General features: G+C 57.5%; 18 protein-coding genes and 1 tRNA gene. 16 read left to right on the top strand and 3 right to left on the bottom strand.

Annotation, left to right across the window (positions count from 1 at the left end):
* Positions 1-469 precede the first annotated feature (469 nt).
* The 15 genes from VJU77_08970 (at position 470) to VJU77_09040 (ending at position 13,929) form a co-directional block, all read left to right on the top strand.
* Entirely contained in the window at positions 470-1,156 is a 687-nt protein-coding gene (locus tag VJU77_08970) for a hypothetical protein (GenBank protein ID HKP03476.1), read from the top strand.
* Complete coding sequence (locus tag VJU77_08975) at positions 1,153-6,048, top strand: RHS repeat-associated core domain-containing protein (protein ID HKP03477.1); 4,896 nt, start codon at positions 1,153-1,155, stop codon at positions 6,046-6,048. Before VJU77_08970 ends, VJU77_08975 begins: the two co-directional genes overlap by 4 nt.
* Before the next feature lie 2 nt (positions 6,049-6,050).
* A complete protein-coding gene (locus tag VJU77_08980; GenBank protein HKP03478.1) occupies positions 6,051-6,476 on the top strand; it encodes a hypothetical protein in 426 nt (141 codons plus the stop codon).
* A 294-nt stretch (positions 6,477-6,770) separates the two neighbouring features.
* A complete protein-coding gene (locus VJU77_08985; protein HKP03479.1) occupies positions 6,771-7,253 on the top strand; it encodes a hypothetical protein in 483 nt (160 codons plus the stop codon).
* Positions 7,254-7,533: 280 nt separating this feature from the next.
* Positions 7,534-8,064: a hypothetical protein gene (locus VJU77_08990; GenBank protein ID HKP03480.1), complete on the top strand. Its 531-nt coding sequence runs from the start codon at positions 7,534-7,536 to the stop codon at positions 8,062-8,064.
* A 178-nt stretch (positions 8,065-8,242) separates the two neighbouring features.
* Positions 8,243-8,611 (top strand): hypothetical protein, encoded by a 369-nt coding sequence (locus tag VJU77_08995; protein ID HKP03481.1) that lies wholly within the window; start codon positions 8,243-8,245, stop codon positions 8,609-8,611.
* Positions 8,612-8,742: 131 nt separating this feature from the next.
* Entirely contained in the window at positions 8,743-9,372 is a 630-nt protein-coding gene (locus VJU77_09000) for a hypothetical protein (GenBank protein HKP03482.1), read from the top strand.
* A gap of 139 nt (positions 9,373-9,511) precedes the next feature.
* Positions 9,512-10,192: a hypothetical protein gene (locus tag VJU77_09005; protein ID HKP03483.1), complete on the top strand. Its 681-nt coding sequence runs from the start codon at positions 9,512-9,514 to the stop codon at positions 10,190-10,192.
* A 62-nt stretch (positions 10,193-10,254) separates the two neighbouring features.
* Positions 10,255-10,572: a hypothetical protein gene (locus VJU77_09010; GenBank protein HKP03484.1), complete on the top strand. Its 318-nt coding sequence runs from the start codon at positions 10,255-10,257 to the stop codon at positions 10,570-10,572.
* 234 nt (positions 10,573-10,806) lie between these two features.
* Positions 10,807-11,283, top strand: coding sequence for a hypothetical protein (locus VJU77_09015; protein HKP03485.1), 477 nt, complete (start codon positions 10,807-10,809; stop codon positions 11,281-11,283).
* Positions 11,284-11,384: 101 nt separating this feature from the next.
* Positions 11,385-11,654 (top strand): hypothetical protein, encoded by a 270-nt coding sequence (locus VJU77_09020; protein ID HKP03486.1) that lies wholly within the window; start codon positions 11,385-11,387, stop codon positions 11,652-11,654.
* A 149-nt stretch (positions 11,655-11,803) separates the two neighbouring features.
* Positions 11,804-12,310 carry a hypothetical protein gene (locus VJU77_09025; protein HKP03487.1) on the top strand — a complete coding sequence of 169 codons (507 nt, stop codon included), beginning with the start codon at positions 11,804-11,806 and terminating at the stop codon, positions 12,308-12,310.
* A gap of 61 nt (positions 12,311-12,371) precedes the next feature.
* Complete coding sequence (locus tag VJU77_09030; GenBank protein HKP03488.1) at positions 12,372-12,737, top strand: hypothetical protein; 366 nt, start codon at positions 12,372-12,374, stop codon at positions 12,735-12,737.
* A 2-nt stretch (positions 12,738-12,739) separates the two neighbouring features.
* Positions 12,740-13,075: a hypothetical protein gene (locus VJU77_09035; protein HKP03489.1), complete on the top strand. Its 336-nt coding sequence runs from the start codon at positions 12,740-12,742 to the stop codon at positions 13,073-13,075.
* A gap of 20 nt (positions 13,076-13,095) precedes the next feature.
* Positions 13,096-13,929, top strand: coding sequence for a hypothetical protein (locus VJU77_09040; protein ID HKP03490.1), 834 nt, complete (start codon positions 13,096-13,098; stop codon positions 13,927-13,929).
* Positions 13,930-14,259: 330 nt separating this feature from the next.
* Here the strand turns inward: VJU77_09040 and VJU77_09045 are convergent, their stop codons facing one another.
* The 3 genes from VJU77_09045 to hemL all read right to left on the bottom strand — a co-directional run bounded on the left by VJU77_09045 (position 14,260) and on the right by hemL (position 19,547).
* Complete coding sequence (locus VJU77_09045) at positions 14,260-15,213, bottom strand: fatty acid desaturase (GenBank protein HKP03491.1); 954 nt, start codon at positions 15,211-15,213, stop codon at positions 14,260-14,262.
* A 310-nt stretch (positions 15,214-15,523) separates the two neighbouring features.
* The gene (locus VJU77_09050; protein ID HKP03492.1) at positions 15,524-18,091 is read right to left on the bottom strand and encodes a glycosyltransferase; all 2,568 of its coding nucleotides are present in this window, start codon (positions 18,089-18,091) and stop codon (positions 15,524-15,526) included.
* 166 nt (positions 18,092-18,257) lie between these two features.
* A complete protein-coding gene (gene hemL, locus VJU77_09055) occupies positions 18,258-19,547 on the bottom strand; it encodes a glutamate-1-semialdehyde 2,1-aminomutase (protein ID HKP03493.1) in 1,290 nt (429 codons plus the stop codon).
* Between the two features lie 177 nt (positions 19,548-19,724).
* Here hemL and VJU77_09060 point away from each other — a divergent pair.
* Positions 19,725-19,796, top strand: a tRNA-Cys gene (locus tag VJU77_09060).
* Positions 19,797-19,963: the final 167 nt, after the last annotated feature.

The following is a 19,963-nucleotide window of genomic DNA, read 5'->3' on the forward strand; positions in this document are numbered from 1 at the left end:
AGTGCGTCGTCCAGACAATTCATTGCCCCACCCGTGATTCGCGCCTTCAGCGCTCGCGGATTTTCGGCATTTAGGCCCCGGGGCGCTGCCCCGGGCTGATTTGACTTGGGCCCTGTGGCCCAGACCCAGCCCCAAGGGCGCGCGTTCAACCGGAGCCTGGGGCAACGCCCCAGGAATTTCGGATCCCCGTCGCTCGTAAGCGCTGAAAGCGCGACTCATCGCGGGAGCAGCCGGCTCGGCCAGAAAAATCGGCCCGGGTAATTTGGCAGGCCGCTGAGTCGGAGCTGGCTCTTGACATCACGGGGTCGATTGGTCACGATCCGCTTCGTGAAACCTCCCGCCCCCGGGATTAGTTCTGGCTTTCGATCTGTCTTGCCCCTCATCGGGCCGGCTCGATCGCCCCTCCGCCAGCCTATTCGCCTCGAGTCACCCCACAGAATAACTGCATCTCAACCAATCGGTGACTCCCATGACAAAACTCATTCATTCCACTTCCCTTCTCCTCGCGGCCTTTCTCTTTCTCTGGCCGGCGACCGCGTCAGCCCAGCAGCCACAGACACCGCTCGCCGCCGGACCAACGACCTCGCCTCCGCCCGACCCCGCTTCACTTCCAGCACCGCCTCCGCTCGAGTGGACATCTCTAAACCCGAAGGATTCAGACGAAGGATCAAACGGCGAAGAAATAATCGATGTTCCGCCGCCCAAGTCTGATGTCCCGATTGCTCCCCCCCCGCCACCAGTAGTTGAAAATCCGCTTTCGGTCGGGCCCGACCCGGAAGAGATGGAGTTGGTCAAGCCTGACGTAGAGGTTTGGCGCGAGGACTCCGAGTTTCCGCAGATTCCGCCTCGCCAATTTGAGCAGCTCGAACAAGCCTATGTAACAGGAACTGAGCCGGTCGTTTTGCGGGTGCAATTTCATCCGCTCGCCGCTGGGAAACGCGTTTTCGTGAAGCTTGGAGCGGGCATTACGCTCAATCCTTCCGTTAAGATTATGACGGTTTCAGCTGCGGGCGATTGTCTTGTCTCTGCTCAACTGATTGATGGATTCTCTCAAAGTAACATCATTTTTTATTGCGAAGGAGTGAAGACCATCCTGCCCGTCGTGCGCGGGTCTCTGGCTCAGGTTGAAGCGAAAGAAGAGGAGAGCAGACCATGAGAATTCGACTCCTTTTTATTGCGATACTAGCCCTCTCCAGTCTCGCTGGCTCGGCGGGCCTACAAGCCCAAAACGTTCCGTTGCCGGCCGATAATCCGACCGGAAATACAGGGGCGCTCAAAGCCCAAATTGAAACTGCCGGCAGTCATGATGCGCACAGCGGGAACGGTTCACGAATCGTAAATGATCTCCGTGTGCCCGATGCACTGGGAGTTTATGGCCTTGAGTTCACACGTTATTGGAATTCAGGCCACAACGACGCTGACGACGCTCATGCCGAGTGGCCCCAGGATTTCGGTATGTCCGGCTGGTCGCATTCGTGGCATTGGCACGCCGCCTACGTGGAAAGTTCAGAGGGGGCAGACCAGGAAGAAGAAATTTTCTACACGTCCATAATCATCACATTCCCCGACAATCATACTACCAAGTACCAGATCACTCGTTCCAACCGTCCTCACGGATATCCTCCGAACGTGATACCTCCCGATCCACGTTGCGGCCAACCATATTCTCCCGGTGAAATCAATGGCGGATGGCCCCATGGCGGCGTCGGGGTTCATGATCACATCTGCCACATGGCTGTGAATGGCTCGGAATTCTGGCTTTGCCGCGCAGACGGCGGTTCAGTGCATTTCGTCCTTACGACATTTGGATACCAGGCAACTGAAGTCTTCGATCCTCATGGATTTAGAACAGACCTTATCTACAATCAAACCACCGGGAACCTTGAACGCGTGGAGCAAGAGGGGGGCCGGTCTCTTCTTTTAACGTGGGGGCTTTATCGCGGAGACGGGACGGTCATCACTAGCGTCGACTCAGGACGTGGCACCATTCCTGATGGGAAAAGCGTTACTTACCGATATGGCCGCTTGAATGATACATACTTGGTCTTGGGAGTGGTCGGCTACCCGGACGACCAATCGCCTGGTCACGGCTGTTCCGCGGTTTATCACTACGGGTTGGATTTTAATCCGACGAGCACCATTCCATCTGACTATCCGCTGCTGAAGCGCGCGGATGATCCGCACTATACCGGGCCGATGACAACAATCCGCTACAACTATCGAGGTTGGGCCTGTCCTCCCCAAGTCCACCACTGGGGCGAGGCTTATAACCCTAATTACGCTCCTGCGCAGCAGTATGGTGTAAGCGAGGAGCTCAGCGACGCCGGTCATCTGGTTTCCAGTTTGATTATCGAGTGCCCCACGGGTCTACGGGAGGAGTCAAACGGAATTGGTGGCCGCCGCAAGTTTTACTTCGGAACCGTCGCCAACACGTCCGAGCCGGGCGGCTGGTATGGCTGCAAAGGGTACCAATTGGGCGCCCTCACCGACTTCACGAATGCAAGCGCAATCCCCGGGGGTCCGCCATGTCCTCCGGGCATGTCTTGTCATCGGCAGAACTACTATTTCGGCGATCCGTATCACATTTGGGACGGTCGAAACAACCAGACCCAAGAAACCGTCTACGACGGTGATGATAGCGGCGAAGCGGGCGAAATCAAATATGCTGATAATAGCACTTCGACATATGATCGGATCAATGTAATCGGCGATCCAGCCTTTCATCCTACTCGGATGTTCAACTATTATAACCATTGGCTTTACACGAAGACAGACGAAAATGGGAACGTCACTCGATACACGCGCGACGCGCGCCGCCGGATCAACCGAATCGATTATCAGGACGAGAGCTACGAAACCTTTCAGTATGACAACGGAAACCCCGATGGGTTAAACCAAATCACTAGTCACCGTCTCCCCAGTGGCGCGATCGAAACCTACCGATACGACGCCAATCATCGGCTGTCGCAGCAATTCAACGACGTTGATGGCGAGAACGCGCTGATAGAATACACGTACGATGAGGTCGGAAGAGTGAAGACCGTTCGGGATGGTCGGGCGCGCGCGAACTCAAAAGATTTCAGCACGCGGATGACCTATAACGGGAGGCATCAGATTCTTTCGGTCGAATATGCGGGAATGCTCAATGCCTCAGATAATCCTAAGGTCCAATACGCTTACGACCGCTACGGCAATTGTATTACCATCATCGACGAACTCGGGCATCGGAAGGAGTTCACCTACGATTCGTACCGTCGCTGCACAAAGATGGTCGAATCACTTAATGCACCATCTTGGAATGGCAGTGAAACAATCGCCGACCGCACCTGGGAATGGATCTATGATCGTTATATCGATCGAGTTGATGGCTACGGCAATCCCGTTCTTGATGCTTTTTTTCCCGACAACCACACCTCGAAGGAATGGCGCGTGCAGATCGAACCCGCTTTCAACGCCTTCGGCCATCGCCGATTGTCAGCTCAGAAATTTAATTGCAATAACCAGATCATCGAGGCGGCGAGCGGGTTGTATCAGGATTCAGATGGTTGGCACGGAGGACCAGACACAGAAGTTCATCATTATACCTACGACGCAAATGGACAGAAAGACAGCTACACCGACCCGCGCGGCCGGCTGACCAGATACACTTACGACGAGCGGAACCGTCTCAAAGAGACAATCGAACCCAAGCGGCGCGACCAGACCGCTAACCCGATTACAAAAACGGAGTACGACCACGCCGGAAATAAAACAATTGTCACCTTCCCGGACCAGCGAACCCAGCAGTGGAGCTATTACAATGCGTTTGGCCAGCCCAGGCTTTTCACCGACGAGCGCGGTAAGTCGACAAATCTGGAGTATTGGCCTTGGGGACCAATGAAGAAGCTGGCGGTAGTGACGACCCATCGGACCCCGGTCAATAACCCCACCGAAAATCAAGTAACTCGTTTTTACTACGACTACATGGGCCGTCCACAGAGCACGTATTTTCCAGACAACAGTTACGAAGCCTTTGATTACGAGTTTGGTCAGCTGCACACTTTTGTGACACGTAAAGGCCAGGTCAAGCACATCCACTACGATCCGCGAGGTCGCGAGGATTTTCATACCTGGGATGACGGTGCCGCTCCCGGAATTACTCGTATCTGGGACCCCGCCAACCGCCTGACCAGCATTTCAAACGCCTTCTCAGGGATTGTCTTTGGTTACGACGATGCCAGCCAAGTAAAGTCGGAGCAGGACAACGTGACCGGAGCGAATGGACCTGCGCAGATCAATTATTTGCGTTACCCCAGCGGCGAGGTTGCGCATCTGCAATATCCGAACGGGACGATGATCCGCCATGATTACACGGCTCGAGGACAGCTGGAACTCGTGCAGGACAGCTCAACCCAGCAGCCGGTACACTACTATTATTGGCCGGATGGGAAGGTTGATCATCAGGATTATGCCAACGGGACGACATCTGTCTTTGGCTACGATCCGCGAGGATTCATCACGTCCGTCCGGCACATGCGAAGCGCAAGTAACCAGACTCTGTCATATCGCGACTACTGGCGAGATGATCGAGACCGAATCACCGCGTGGAAGAAAGGTTCCGATCAAACGCTCAACCCAATGGAGAACGGTCGCGGGGACCGGTACGATTACGACGAGGCGGGGGAATTGAAGACGGCTTCGTATCAGGCGGCAAACCCACAAGGCGCCGCCACAACGCCCGAGCGTCTCGATATGTTCGTCTACGACGAGCTGGGTAACCGGCTGGGAGACCAAAACCATGTAGCCAGCCGAGGCTGGATGAATTTTACCCATAAGGACAATGGCCTCAACCAGTACAGCGGGTGGTGGCCTTACTGTTTCATCAATTACGATGACGATATTGGAGGCGAATGGGGAGCGCCCCACCGAGCCAACGGCGTGATCATGCAGGATGGGTGGATTACCGGTGGGTTTAACGCGTTGAACCAGCCGATGAAGATCCTGAGTCACGCCTACAATGGCACCGGAAAGTGGATGTGGTTTGGCTTTAATCCGCTGGGTCGGTGCGTGAAGCGCTGGGTCAGTCCATCGGCTGAAGATACCTCGGGAGCGACCTTCTTCTATTACGACGGCTGGAATCTAATCCAGGAAGGGCCGAATGCGACGATGGCAGATCGTCTCTATATCCACGGCGCGCGAGTCGATGAGATTGTCAAAAGCATCAATTACGTGACCGGCCAATCGGCCTATCACCATTACGACGCCCGCGGCCACGCCACTCTATTGACCGATTCCGGCGGGGGCATTTTAGAGCAATACGACTATGACGCTTTCGGATTTCCATACTTTTTCGATAGGCAGGGACAACCCCTGACGTTCTACGACACTCCATCCGGAAGCACCCGGGGCCGTTCCCCGTACGGCAACCGTTTCCTCTTTACCGGACGGGAATGGCTGACCGATCTGAAACTCTACGATTATCGCAATCGCCTGTATCAGCCCGAGCTTGGCCGCTTCCTCCAGCCCGATCCGAAGCAATTCGAAGCCGGCGACTACAACCTCTATCGCTATTGCTACAACGATCCGATCAACAAGAGCGATGCATTCGGATTGTTTGAGAGTCCAGTTTGGTTGCAGGCGCTTGTGCCAGGCCAAACGGAGTGGGATGCAGCGGTTACTAGTTATGAAAACGGAAACTATGGCATGGCAGGACTTCATACTCTGACGATGCTGGCAGAACAATATCTCTATGTTAATACGTTGGGAACATCTCGGGTTTTGCTTTCGACTGGTCGCGCGGTTACTGCAAATGTTTCACGCCATGCACTGGCAGCATCTATTGCGAACAAAGGCCCTTTAAAGCAACTTTTCGGAGTCGGAGTAAAAGGAGCAGAGCAGAGCTTGGCACGTCTTCAGGCTGGCGGAGCGCTGCCGCAAGGATTGACGCGAGAAATGCTGATAACCTACCAGAAAATCGCGCAACAAACAATCGCTGCAGGGAAGGACGCCGCAGGCACGCAGGCGGCACGGCTGAAAGTGATCAAAGAAGCTCTGAGAAACTTTGATTAAAAGTGAGCTCAATTCTAGTTAATCTTGCGGAAAGCCCGCGATTTACCTACTTCGAAAGCCGGCCGAGCGAGACTGTGCTTTCAGAGCTCGGATTGGTAGATTCCAAACTTGGTGATTGGACAGGCTTTTACGACTGGTTACGAACAGATACCGGTGCAATTGTTGGTGTGAGATATTGGCCTTTTGAGAAAACAGAATTTCTAGTGAGACCTGCTGTTGCGAGCAGTGATATCGTTGTGGATCCACGTGGAGCATTGCTCGTTTTCTTCGGCCGAGAGGAACATTTTGATGACAAGCTGTCGGATGATCAGGCATTCGAAGAGTCGAGAGTACTGTTGTTTAGCGGCCGCCACATCCTCCTATTTGGATGCTCGGACTTGAGTGCAGAGGAGAGAACTCAATTGTCTCGCGCGTGTCGCCACGAGTGATGTCCGGGGGGCGGAATAGGGGTCAGTCAACAAATCTTGACAGCAAGAATAAAACCGTAGCCGCGACAGGGATGGATTGCGGAGCAACTCGGGATGCGGAGCGCCGCTAATGTCAGTCAGCAAGTGCGTCGGCATCGACTAAAATCTCCGAAACTGCCCGTGAAGCTCAAAAACTATGTTCAACAGTCAAGATTTGTTGACTGACCCCTATTCTACGCGAGCGCTGCAGGAGAGCACGCGTGACAGCGCTGCCGCCGTATTTTTTCCAGTCAACTCCGTCCTTGGACATTAATTATGAATTTATCATTTCTTCTGCCGCCAGTTTTCCTTATTTGGAACGTCGCTGCTTGGGCGTCGCCGCCCAAGAATCTACTTATTGATCTTAATGACAAATCGTATGGCAAAGAAGTCGTATCAGTTCAAAAATTGCCGAATCATCTGAAATCGGCTCTGGCTAGGACATTCGTTCAGGACAGGCTCGACTTAGGAAACCCTACTGAGCCTATTGGCGAAGAACTTTCGGTTGCAGGCCAACCACGCTATCCCGACCGACGCTTGATCTTCGCGTTCGAGACTGCTCACTACTATATCGTATATTTGGAATATAGGCCTCCGGCAGTACATGCCAGCATTCTGGTATATGCCAAAGTAAACGGAAAGATACCACTCGTTTGGGCCGCCGTTGATCTGCGCATGCCGCCTTTTGCCAAGAATCGTAAGGAACTGGCGACCCTAGTGAAAGCGGGAAAGTTGCGTGAGGGGCGCTTCATCTGGTGAGTTCTCTGGTCGTCATTGCCCCGGGCTGATTTGATTTGGGCCTGTGGCCCAGCCCCAGCGCCAAGGGGCGCGCCTTCGATTGTCGGGCGACCGCTGCGGTTGCCGGCTCAGTTCGAATTTCAGATTCGCTAAGCGGAGCGCCCGCCCTACAATTTTGATGCCGACGCGATTTCGGACGACCCAGCGCGCCATCCCTGCCATTCCATTGGCGGGATTCGCGGCGTTCTCGCCGCGTGACAAAGGCTGAATTAAGATTTAAGAATTGGGAAAGAAAACACGCTTGCGATCCGAGCGAAATCCGAATGGATTCGCGCGCCAGTTGACGAAGGCCTCATATCAAGCGGAAAACGCGCACCTCGGCGCCACCAACTCGGAGCGCACGGACGAATTTGCTTATGATTGGATGGGGAACCGGCAAGGATCGAACACGGTGGCGAGCCGGGGAGTTATGAATTTTGCAATCCGGGACAATAGGCTCAATCAGTATAACCTCTGGGAGAACAATCTCCCGGGATCGCAACAGTGGGGCACGATCATGTGGTACGATGACGCTGCGGGCGGATTTCCTCCCCAGATTCCGCACGTAGCCCCGTGGTTGTATCCTGGAAACGGTGTCTTGATGGCAGACGGCTGGATTGTGGCGGGTTTTGACGCGCTCAACCAGCCTGAATCGATGCGGACTCCTGATTTTCAGGGAACGGACAACCGGCTCTATTTCGGTTATGACCCGTTGGGGCGTTGCGTAAAACGATGGATAAGTTCGGACGGCAATCCGGACCATCCCACTCCCACCTTCTGGAGAGAACTGTAGCCGCGACAGGGATAGATTGCGGAGCAACTCGGGATGCGGAGCGCCGCTAATGTCAGTCAGCAAGTGCGTCGGCATCGACTAAAATCTCCGAAACTGCCCGTGAAGCTCAAAAACTATATTCAACAGTCAAGATTTGTTGACTGACCCCTATTCTGTCTGTTGTCTCTGGTTACGTCTCATGAGAGCTGGCCTCCTCAGCGTTCTCTTCGTTTTGTTCATCGGCTGTGCGTCACAGCCGCAGCGTCCACCTCAACAATGGGCTGGGCTGCGCATGGACGGTCTCCAACTCGAGCTCGTCGATCCAGAGATCGTCCAGCAATTTTGGTTTACCGGTGATGGCTCCTTGGATGCTACCGTTGGCCAACGGCACGGTTATCTCGCTGCCCCCGGCTACAGTTGGCGCATTCGCGGCGAATGGCTGGAGATCGGGGGCGAGAAACAGCAGTTCCTTCAGCGCTTCCGCGCCGTGCAGGTAGGAAAAAACACCATTAGAGTCGAAGATCCCGCAGGCCGACAGTCGGTTTACAAGTACCGCAATGGCACCTAGTCAATCGATGGAGCGAACTCCAAACGCTCGGAGTTGCCCTTTTTCTCGCTTGGAATGGTCCATCTGTCGTGGTGGATTCGCGTCGTGGCTTTGGCATCGCGCTATGGCACCATCCAAGGGCTGACCAACTGATGAAACGAACCCAGCACTTTGTTTCCGCCTTCCGCCGAATGCCCACCTTGACTTTGACGTGCCGGGTCATCGCTCTCGCGCTCTTGATCTCCTCGATTTCGAACGCCCAAAGCCCCACTCCCACCGCGCCCAACGAGTTGGCCTCCCCGGAGCCCGACTCGCCTCCGGAGACTGATTGGGCTGACGTCAAGCGTGCCGTCGACGACGAGCTTGCCGCGAGCAGGCGAGCGGAAATCTTCTACTTTGTTTACCGGGCGGACGAATTTCGCGAGGCGAGCAAAAACGTTTCGATCGGGGAGGCCTGCCGACGCCTCAAAGAGAGCAACCACCAGCTGGCATCCGGCCGGATCAACCGGCTTCCGCTGAGCATGGATCTCTCGTCTGGCGACCAGCAGTTCTATCTTTCTGTCGGCTGGCATCGTCCCTCACCGCCGGGGATCTCCCTTCAGATCAGTTTTACACTCACTATGAAGAATAAAGCCGATCCGCCGGAGAAGACGATGTATGTCGAGATTCTCGACGCAAAGATCCCAACGTATCGTAAGTCGTACGTCTACTACTCGCAGCTCGGCAGGTCGCCCGGCCGCTCATTCGCGGTTGTGTTTTACGTGCTCCACCACATCATGTGAATGCCACGCCGAAGTTAGGCGGGTTTGCTATGATTCTTACGCGTGCAAGCGGGCAACCATCAGCGACGGATCGGCGATTCCAGTGACGATTCGGTTGTTCCTCGCCACGCTGGCTCTTCGTTGAAAGGGCTCACCATTGATGAAACAAACCCAGCATTCTGTTTTCGGCTTCCAGCGACGGCCCAGCTTGACTTCAAAGTGCTGGGTCGCAGTCATTGCGCTCTCGATCGCTTCGCTCGCGAACGCACAAGATCCCACTCCAACGCCGCCCAACGACCTGGCCGCGCCGCCCGATACGAAAATCGGCCGCGACTTACACGCCCCGCTGCCTGCGACATCCCCAGACCGCGACTCGCACCCCGATACCTACTGGGCCGACGTGAAGCGCGCCGCTGACGACGCCCTCGCCGCGGGCAGGCAAACGCAAATCCTATACTCCGTTTACCGGGCGGACGAGTTCCGCGAGGCGAGTAAAGACGTTTCCGCCTCGGAGGCATCCAAGCGCCTCAGGGAGGGCAACCGCCAGTTGGCATCCGGTTACATCAACCGGCTTCCGCTGCATGTAGGTTTCGTTGCCGCCAACCAGGAGTTCGATCTTTCGGTGGGCTGGCGTCGTCCCTCGCCGCCGGGGATATACCTTCAGATCAATTTTGAACTCAGGGTGAAGAACAGGGCAGAGCCGTCGGAGAAGCCCATCTATGTGGACATTCGCGACGCTCAGATCCCCAAGTGGCTTCAAGCGTACGTCTACTACACGGAACCTGGCCGGCCGCCGGACCGCTCATTCGCGGTTGTGTTTTACGTCCTCCACTCGATGTGACCAGTTCACCAAGTCCGAGCGATCCGGAAGGTCGAACAGGTCCTGATAACACACCAACTATCATGTTCCTGATCATCGATCGAGACAATATCGTTGGTATTTACCGTTCGGTCGCAGAAGCCGAAGCTAACCTGGAGACAATCGACGTCGAACTGGGCGAGTATGAGTTTTGTGACGAAACCGGACAGCGCTACGTCGGAGAAGTGCTGGAGACCGTGGAGAAATTTCGCCGCGGAGCCTTCCGCCTTATCCCACGCGGCACGCCGGATTCCGCCTTACCCAAAACCTTCCTTTCGCGCGCCGTCCAGTGTCACAGCAAACTGCCCGGCGTGAGAACCCTCCAAGAAGCCCGTGCCTATTTTGGAACCCAACCGGCCTAGCCATCCCACGAAGCGAATCCGGAAGTCGGCCACGGACAGGCTCGTCCTCTGGCGCGCTTTCTACGCCCTCACTAGGTTCGCGTTAGGCGATTCGGCGAATGCCATCCAATCATCCTGAACATATCGAGCGCGGCTGGTTGGGGGCGGTCGTGGTGGACTGATGCATTGCAATGGAGTTTCAACGGTCTAACTTTGCAATTTGAGCGAAATCCGAATGGATTCGCGCGCCAGTTCATGTCACTCACGCCGAAGCACAACAAAGGAGGGTCACCCATCATGTCACACGTCACTCGTCACGCGTCACTTAAAAGTCCCATTCGCATTGCCATTAAAATCCTGACTGTCGGCCTGCTGGCCCTATGTTTATCCCCTGCCAATGCCGCCGACCCCGCCCTCCGTTACGACGGGATTTACCGGCATCAGAAGCCCTCTAAACCGGTCAGTTTGTATCTCCGCTTTTATGCAGACGGCACCGCTCTCTCTACTGGGAGCACGGGAACCCCCGAACAAATCAGCAAGTGGTTTAATCGTGAAGCCACGGGGGGTGCCGGCTACTACACCGTTCAAAAAGACCAGATTCACTTCACCACGTTCGACGCCAAAATTCGCAATGAGTGCGCCGGCACGATTGAAAAGGATGCCCTCATTATACAGTGCGGCGATGGCGAACCGGTCCGCTTCGAGTTCCTGCCGATGAAGCTTTCCAAATGAGGCGCACCGCGATCAGCAGACTCCGAGAGCTGTCGTGAACGAGCGCATTCGCGAGCGGTGAATTTGCGAGACGCTCACCTTGTTCTCTTAGGCGGCGAACAATGTCCCAATCCGAAGTTCCAGAAGCGGTCGTAAGTCTCACCCAGGTTCTGATAGAGAGTCCTGGTCTCCGCACCTGGTTCTGTTCCCTGGAACGGCTTTCCGACTCCGCGCGTAGCGCCGCGTTCACCCACATGGCTGGCCAAATGCGTGCGGCGGGCGAAGATGCCGATCTTACGGCTGCGATCGCACTGCTTGCTCATCCGGGTATGTACGACACTGTCTTGGCGGCCGTTCGCGAGCGCGCCAAAGAAATTACCTCGAACCCCTGACCAAGCGAGTGGAGACTCCGGAATCCAAGCCAGTCATTGACGCGATGGCGGCGACTGGTTCGTTACCTTCCTGGCTGGCCACATTTGGCACGCCCGTCCTCCGAAACCCTTGGAACCCGTTCACCTTCTCGTTAATCTGAAGGCGCCTTATGAACTGGGAAATGCTTTCCGCGCTCGGGCAAGTGGTTGCCGCCGTTGGCGTCATCGTTTCGTTGATTTACCTCGCTGTTCAGATCCGGGAGCAAAACAAGGAGCGCCGCCGCGCCGGGATCAATATTTTAACGGTGCAGTGGAGCGATCTGGTCAAAACCGGCCAGGAAAGCCGCGAGTTCGCAGTCCTTTTTCTCCGTGGCGTGCGCTCCTTCCACGATCTCGACGCACCGGACAAACTCAGCTTTAGCGCCTTCTTCACGAGGTATACCAGAAACTGTGAGGGCATGTTCATTTACTATCGTGACGGTGCGCTCGACAAGGCGCTCTGGGACGGAGTCGAGCGAACCATGGCCGATTATTTCGCTTACCCCGGCGTGAGAGAATGGTGGGCGACACGCAAACACTGGCTGACGGATGAATTCCGCGCCGTCGTGGAAGCGATCATCGCCAAGAATCCCGAACAGAAGATGTATGCCGCTTACGAGAAGTCCTCTCCGAATTGACGAGGCGCGGAAAGAACCGCCGCCGCCCGCAACGTCTTCGCGTTAGATCGCTGACCCCATCATGAAATGCCCAACGCACAGCCAGGAAGCGACCGCCATTTGCCCGTATTGTGGGCGCGGGCTTTGCGCCAGCTGTGAAGGGGCGCCCGCGCCTGGCCGGATGGCGTGTTCCGCCGCCTGCGCGGAGGCGCTCACCCAGGGCGAACGCGCCACCCAACTCATCCTCAAAAAGAACGTGCAGGGGGCACGCGTGGCCGCGTACTTCTTGTATGCGACGGGGATCGCTTCCATTGTCATCGCGATCATCGGGTTTTGGAAGGAGCCGCAGTATTTCATGCCCCATCTTGTGGCCATGGTCTTCGGGGTCGTTTTAACCGTCTCCGGCATCGCTTACCATCGCCTCGCCGGACGTCGCACCAAGGCCTGACCATGCGCACGCTGCTCCTTCTAATATTTTGCATCTGCGTCGTCGGCTGCACCAGCACGCCACCGACGCTCGACTACAGTAATACGAAACCCGGGTACTATGGCGGCGACGGCAGCTCCCAGCGGCAGGCCGTTGTTTGCGTCGGCATCGACCAGTCGCCCTACGCATGGATCGCGCAAAAGTATCCGGGCGCCAAGATTCTCGATCAGGCGCTGGTTTGGCCGCCGGGCAAGAAGCGGTACGACCTGTTCAGAGTCCGAAAGCGCGACGGAAAAGTGGTCGAAGCGTGGTTCGTGGCCGGCGGCGGAATCGATGCTCTCGTGGATCAGTTGCAATGATCCCCTTATCAGGAAGACCAATGAGAGCAACGATCGCCATCCTGCTGTCGGCGCTGTTGTTGGCTTTGACTTCGTGCGAGTCGGTAAAACTCGGTTTGGGACGCACGTTAACGAACCAGGACAAGGCGACTCGAGAGCAGGAACAGGCGGACGGCGCCACCGTTGTCCTGGCGACGATTCCAAAAGGTTGGACGAAACCGTTCAAATTGACCATGAACGACATCTGGAAGGATTTGAATCTCCAAGGCGTAAGCTATTTTACCTTCGGCGGGCCGCAGGGTCTCGCCAGCTATGTTAGCCGTGCGGATTTCCGCTCTCCGCGATATCAGGCCTGGATGGGCGTCTACGCGGTCGATGCCAGGCGAAACGTTTTCGGGCGCGACAATGCTTTGATCAATAGCAATCCGGCCCAATTCATGCGCGAGCTCGCACGGCTGGCGGAGCACGACCAGAAGGCGTGGCTCCGTTCCGCGGGCGATCCTTCTCCCCGCGCCGAAGTGACCCAGTTTCGCCGCACGGGCACCTTGCGAATCGCAGGCGCGGATAGGGCCGTGTTCGAAGCCACGATGAGAAGCCACAGCGATTTGTCGTCATCCGGCAAGGGCGTCGCCGGTCTCCTTGGCCAGCCGAAGGGAAGCTATTGGACTCCGCATTTGCGCGAATACCATGACGTGGTTCTCAAAGGGCTGTATGTGCCGTGGTACGCGCCTGAATCGCAAACGCTATTTGTCGCCTATGGCAACGGGGCTTCATTTCAAACCACTTCTGGCGAACGAATTGATTACGCTCCCGCTATTCGAGCCGAATTGGAGGCCATGTTTGCGGGTGTACGGGTGGAACAAACTCGGCGATGACAAAATCGTTCGTTGGAAAGATATCCCTCGGTCACATCCTGGGGCAGGAACGGCAAACACATCCGTTTCATTCGTCGGGTGGCCACGAACATCTGACGTCGCGACGCCGCTAACTCCGAAAGCCTTTGCGAATCGCTGGTTTCGGTTCTGTTAGATCGCTGGCACCGGCTATGAAATGCGCAACCCGCAACCAGGAAGTCACCGGACCGCGCACCGCGGCGCCCCTACCAATTCCATTCGCGTCTATTCGCCCTGCCCGCATCGCTACGCGAAGCGTTGCGGGCGTGGCGTAATTCGCGGGCAGTTTTCCCTCAGGCGCGATAACGCAGCCTAATTGACAGAGGCGGAAGGCTCGCCGCGGGGCTGGCTCTGACCGAACTTCGGCAGGTCGGGGTCGAGAAAACCGAGGGCGTGCGGCGGTTTGATCACCCGGACGCCGGCGGCGCGCTGTTGTTCGACGATCTGGTCGCGGAACGCTTCCATCCGCGTCCAATGGACCTTGGGCCGGAAATGATGCTCGGCGTGGTAGCCGTTGAAGAACCAGATCCAGTTATAGAGCCGGTCGTAACTGCTCACGCCCCAGGCGATCGGCTCGTCGGGGTTCCCCCCGTAATGGCGGTAGTAGCCGTTCAGGTAGGAAAGGCAATGGCCGAAATACCAGAAGCCAACGAGAAAAATGATGTAATGCCAGTTCAGGATGCCGAGGGTGACGAACGTGCCCACGAACAAGACCAGCTCGGTAATGCCCCAGAACGCTTCCCGTTTGTCTTTCCGCATCAAAGCCCGGAAGACCGTCTTCGGATCTTCCCGGAAAAAGCTCATGAACGTATAGCTCAACGGATGCTCCGGCTCGCCGTCGTGCCCATGTTTGTAGATCGAAATCCAATCGATGGTCTCGCCCTGTTCGTCGGGCCGGTCGGCGTTCCCTTTGTGATGCTGCATATGGATGCAGTCGTAAAAGACCTGGCTGAACCCGACGCTGACCGATTCGAGAACGCTGAAGAGCCGGTTGAGAAGCGGCGACCGGAAATACGGGTTGTGAATGAAGTTGTGCGAGATGCCGTTGATGTTCCAGGAGATGCTAACGGAATAAATGAAGCCGAGAATCAGCATTACCCAGAGCGGCACCAGCGGGAAAAGGAAGAACATCCCGAAAAAATAGGTGAGGTGGAGCAGCTCCGCCGCGACCGGGATGATGTCCCAGCGGGTGAAAGCGAAGATCCTGGAATCGGTCTGGAGCCGTTCCGTGGCGACGTCGTGGATGGCTTGGTTAGGTGCGTGCACGGGAGGAGAAGGATAGCGAAAAATCGCCTTTCCGCACGCGGGAATTTCCCAAGGGGACGGGCGGAGCGGTGGAATATTGGAGTTATGGAGTGATGGAGCGATCCGGTTGTGCCAGCCGCGACTTCCGGAGAAGGAAATAACCGCGGATTACGCGGATATCGCGGATGGGTGGAAAGCTGATGTCATCGCCAGGAGGGCGGCACACGCGGCAAAGCCGGAGCGCGAGCACCGCAATGGCGAGGTTTGAAAGGCCGGGCGAGGGTCGAGCGACGCTCTACGGGGTCCCTCGACTTCGCCCGGGGTGACTGGCTTAGAGCGGCGGCGCAGCCTGGACGACCGGAGCTGTCTTGACGGAAGGAACTTCAACCGGCTTCGCCTTGCGAGGGATGCGCTGGAGGCCGGCGCGATAGGCGGCCAGATCGACGAGCTCCGCCACCCGCAATTTCAGGCCGCGGGCGCGCTGGAGGAGAAAGAGGACGAAGCAGCCGTAAACGAACCAGAGCCAGGGAGTGAAATGTCCGGCGTGCAATTGCCGATAGGCCAGGAGCGAGAGCGCGACGAGGTTGATGATGACCGTGGTGGTGACAAACCGGTAGTGGAGCCCGGCGCGGGTGAGGCATTTCGGGCCGCCGTGATATTCGGTCACGGTCCGGAGGACGATGCTCCACCAGAAATTGCCATAGACCTGGATGTCCCATTCGTTCCAGCCGGTGTCGGTGGAATAGCGCCACCCTTCCTCATCGAGCAGGCCAAAGATGGAGCCGAGCAGATGATGGCGGTCCTTGCCTTCCTCGCTCCAATAGCAGCGGTCGCGCAGCCCGCCGGCGAACTTCGTTCCGGCCGGGAATTGTTCGTGGGTGCTGATGACGGCGCGCGGGGTGCGCTTGAAATGGAGCCAGGTGAAATAACGCGACCACCCCCGGACGAGCGGCTGGGCGAAAGCGAGAAAGGTGACCAGGAGCCGCGCCGGGATGGTGTCAAACCGCGGCTCGATCCGGGCCCGGAGCATATAGGAGATCGCGACGCAGAGCGTCCCGCCAAACATCAGGTAGGGAACGATCCGCAGGTCCGGCAGAAAGATTCCGAGCCCGAACAGGAAAAGGGTGAGCGCGAACCATTCGATACTGCTGAGGTAGGCGGCGATTTCCGATTGCGGCGTGGGATAGATCGACTGGAAGAAGCCTTCGCCGAAGATCCCGTGATAAATGATGGGCCGGTTAATGAACCAGCTGAACCGCGGCGTGCCGTAGATTTGCCCGCGCCATTTCGCGGTGCCGGTGGGGCCGAAGAAGATCAGGTGCTTGAACCGGAGCATCGATTCGGCTTCGCCGTAACCTTCCTGCTGTTTGCGAAACGCCTTTAAGGTAAACCGGCGATGATGCCAGACGACCGCCGTCGGACTGAACGCAATGGCGTGCCCAGCCTGCTGGACGCGCCAGCAAAAATCGACGTCGTCCCCGGCCTTGTGATACTCGGGATCGAAGCCGCCGATATTTTCGAAAGCCCAGCGATACCAGGCCATGTTACAGCCGGGGATATGTTCCGCGACGGTGTCCGTGAGAAGGACGTGGCTGGGGCCGCCGGGCGCGGCGGCGACGCAGGCCTGGACCCAGTTCTGGGCTGGCGGCGAAACGTTCGGTCCCCCCACCCCGGCGTAATCGCCGTGCAGGAGCGTGCTGAGGAGGTAAAAGAGCCAGTCCGGATCGGCCATGCAATCGGAGTCGGTGTAGGCGAAGATTTCGCCTTTCGCGAGGGCGGCGCCGTGGTTCCGGGCATGGCTCAGGCCGTGATTGGTTTGATAGACATAACGAACGTCCGGGAAGCGGGCCGCAATTTCCCGGGTATTATCGGTCGAGCCATCGTCAATCAGGATGACCTCATAATTGGGGTAATCAATCTTGCCTAACGACTCCAGGCATGCCTCCAGGGTCTTGGCCCCGTTGTAGGAGCAGACGATGATCGAGACGAACGGGTACGAGGGCGCCGGACGGTGCGGCAGGGCGGCGTTGTCCTGGCCGAGTTTCTCCTTGAGCATGAAGAACGATTTCTTCGGCTCTCGCGCCCGGGTGACGATGCCGAAAGCCCAATCGCTGATCTCCTCGCCGCCGGTGAACCATTCGTCGGTCCAGGTAAAGAAGATCGTGCCGGCGAGCCCGCATTTGACGACGCTCTCGGTATGCCACCCGAGCATCTCGGCCTGCTCCTCCTGGGTGTGGCGGATCGTATCCATCCCGAACTCGCCCAGGATGAGCGGGCGGTCCTCGGAAAGGTTTTGCAGCCGAAGCAGGTAGCGCTCAAACGCGTCCTGGTTGTGCAGGTAAACGTTGAAACAGGAGAAGTCGCTGTTTTGCGGGAGAAGAAACTCCGTGGGCGGATAACTGGCGTAGGAAAAGAGAACGCCGGGATCGACTTCGCGCCCCATCCGGATGAGGTGCTCGACGAATTCGGTGACTCTCCGGACGCCGAGCCAGCGGACCATCGTGCTCGAGATTTCGTTGCCGACCAGATAGCCGAAGAGGGCGGGATGACCGCGATTCGCGGAGACACCTTCGCTGACCATTTGCGATATTTTCTGGCGGGAGGATTTCAGGCGGAGAAACTCGATGTGCTTTTCCCAGGGCAACGTGACGAGAACGCGCATCCCAGCCTCGGCGCAGGAATCCAGGAACCAGCGGGGCGGCACGTGATAAATGCGGACGACGTTGAGCCCGACGTCGCGCATCTGGGCGAGATCGCGCCGGAGCTGGTCGGGCGGGCCGAGGTAATGGCCTTCCTTGTCCGGTCGAAAAGGGCCGTAGGTGACGCCCTTGACGAAGAACTTGCGATCGCCTTCGAAGAAGAATTTCGCGACCGCGCGGATCGGAGCCGGTGAACTCACAGGCCCAATGGTAAGGAGGCCTCGCAGCGGCGTCCAGTCCACGACAAGGAGCGGCGGTTTGAAACCGCCGAGGTTTCTACGAAGACTTTTAACCGCGGATTACGCGGATATCGCGGATGAAGAACTCAATCAATCCGTGCCATCCGCGTAATCCGCGGTTAATTTCTTAGTCGATTGTAGCGTCGCTTAGCGCTCCGCGGATGATGGCGGCAGTGCGGTCGATGTCGTCCCGAGTGTGCGCGGTCGAGAGAAAGCCGGTCTCGAATTGCGAAGGGGCGAAGTAGACGCCGCAGTCGAGCGAGGCCCGGAAATAGCGCGCGAACTTTTCGGGGTCGCTTCGTTTGGCGGTGGCCAGATCGACTACCGGCTCCTCGGTGAAGAAGAGGCAGAACATTGAGCCGATGCGGTGAAATACCCAGGGCAGTTTCAGATCGCGCAAGGTGGCCCGCGCGAGTTCCTCGAAATCCGCGCCGGCTGCGTCGAGCAATTTCCACCCGTCGACGCGTTCCAACTCGCGGAGTTGCGCCAGGCCAGCGGCCATGGCGAGCGGGTTACCGGAAAGCGTGCCGGCCTGATAGACCGGGCCTTGCGGCGAGAGTTGATCCATGATCTCAGCGCGACCGCCGAAAGCGCCGACCGGCAGTCCTCCGCCGATGACCTTGCCGAGCGCAGTCAGGTCGGGCTGGACGCCGAACAGTTCCTGGACGCCGCCGCGCGCGACCCGGAACCCGGTCATGACTTCGTCGAAAATCAGGAGCGCACCATGGGCGCTGCATTCGGCGCGAAGCTGCTGAAGGAAATTGTCGCGGGGGAAATAGAGTCCGGCGTTGGCCGGGATTGGCTCGAGGATGATCGCGGCGATCGCCTTTGGATTTTCGCGAAAAGCGGCACGGACCGCTTCGATCTTGTTGAAGGGAAGAGAGATCGTGAGCGCGGCGAAGTCCGGCGGGACCCCGGCGCTGTCGGGCCGGCCGTGGGTGAGCGCGCCACTGCCGGCCTGGACGAGAAGCGAATCGACGTGCCCGTGATAGCAGCCCTCGAACTTGATGACTTTATCGCGCCCGGTGAATCCGCGTGCGAGCCGGAGACACGACATCGTCGCTTCGGTCCCGCTGTTGACCATTCGCACTTTTTCGATCGAAGGAACCAAGCGGCAAATCAGGTCCGCCATTTCCACTTCCAAAGGATTGGGGATGCCGAAGCTGACCCCCTGTCCCGCGGCGGCGCGGACCGCCTCTACGACGATCGGTGGCGCGTGACCAAGGATGGCCGGGCCCCAGGAGCCGACGTAGTCGATGTATTCCTTGCCGTCGACGTCCCAGATTCTGGCGCCTTCCGCGCGATCGACGAAGAACGGCTCCCGGCCCAGGCCGCGAAAAGCGCGGACGGGGGAATTCACGCCGCCGGGGATGCGGTCGAGGGCGCGGTGGAAGAGTTCATGTGAGCGAGAGGGCATGGGAATGGAGTAAACGGGAAATGGAGTGATGGAGTATTGGAGTAATGGAGTGATGATTCAAACGCCATTCCGCCATTTCCCATTACTCCTCTACTCCATTATTCCAGCTCTCCCCGCGAGAGCGGGCCGCGGCGTTGACAGGGCGATGGGCCGCTCCTACGCTCCCGTTCGCGAAATGGCGGGGTAGCCAAGTGGTAAGGTCGGGGTCTGCAAAACCTCTATTCGCGGGTTCGATTCCCGCCCCCGCCTGTTCAACATGCTCGGGATGAACTGACAACGGGGCCTTTGCTCAACGTGCCGGTTCGATTGATTCGCTCGGCTCCCGCCTCGCTCACCGCTACCCTCGCGGCTTTCCGTCTATGTCGCTCGTCCCACTCGCTCCATTCCCGCCCCCGCCTGTTCAACATGCTCGGGAT

This window comes from Chthoniobacterales bacterium, assembly GCA_035274845.1.
Lineage (GTDB): Bacteria > Verrucomicrobiota > Verrucomicrobiia > Chthoniobacterales > UBA10450 > AV80.

Coding starts and splice junctions, on each gene's coding strand:
- VJU77_08970 (HKP03476.1), top strand. CDS start 470: ATGACAAAACTCATTCATTCCACTTCCCTTCTCCTCGCGGCCTTTCTC.
- VJU77_08975 (HKP03477.1), top strand. CDS start 1,153: ATGAGAATTCGACTCCTTTTTATTGCGATACTAGCCCTCTCCAGTCTC.
- VJU77_08985 (HKP03479.1), top strand. CDS start 6,771: ATGAATTTATCATTTCTTCTGCCGCCAGTTTTCCTTATTTGGAACGTC.
- VJU77_08995 (HKP03481.1), top strand. CDS start 8,243: ATGAGAGCTGGCCTCCTCAGCGTTCTCTTCGTTTTGTTCATCGGCTGT.
- VJU77_09000 (HKP03482.1), top strand. CDS start 8,743: ATGAAACGAACCCAGCACTTTGTTTCCGCCTTCCGCCGAATGCCCACC.
- VJU77_09005 (HKP03483.1), top strand. CDS start 9,512: ATGAAACAAACCCAGCATTCTGTTTTCGGCTTCCAGCGACGGCCCAGC.
- VJU77_09010 (HKP03484.1), top strand. CDS start 10,255: ATGTTCCTGATCATCGATCGAGACAATATCGTTGGTATTTACCGTTCG.
- VJU77_09015 (HKP03485.1), top strand. CDS start 10,807: ATGTCACTCACGCCGAAGCACAACAAAGGAGGGTCACCCATCATGTCA.
- VJU77_09020 (HKP03486.1), top strand. CDS start 11,385: ATGTCCCAATCCGAAGTTCCAGAAGCGGTCGTAAGTCTCACCCAGGTT.
- VJU77_09025 (HKP03487.1), top strand. CDS start 11,804: ATGAACTGGGAAATGCTTTCCGCGCTCGGGCAAGTGGTTGCCGCCGTT.
- VJU77_09030 (HKP03488.1), top strand. CDS start 12,372: ATGAAATGCCCAACGCACAGCCAGGAAGCGACCGCCATTTGCCCGTAT.
- VJU77_09035 (HKP03489.1), top strand. CDS start 12,740: ATGCGCACGCTGCTCCTTCTAATATTTTGCATCTGCGTCGTCGGCTGC.
- VJU77_09040 (HKP03490.1), top strand. CDS start 13,096: ATGAGAGCAACGATCGCCATCCTGCTGTCGGCGCTGTTGTTGGCTTTG.
- hemL (HKP03493.1), bottom strand. CDS start 19,547: ATGCCCTCTCGCTCACATGAACTCTTCCACCGCGCCCTCGACCGCATC.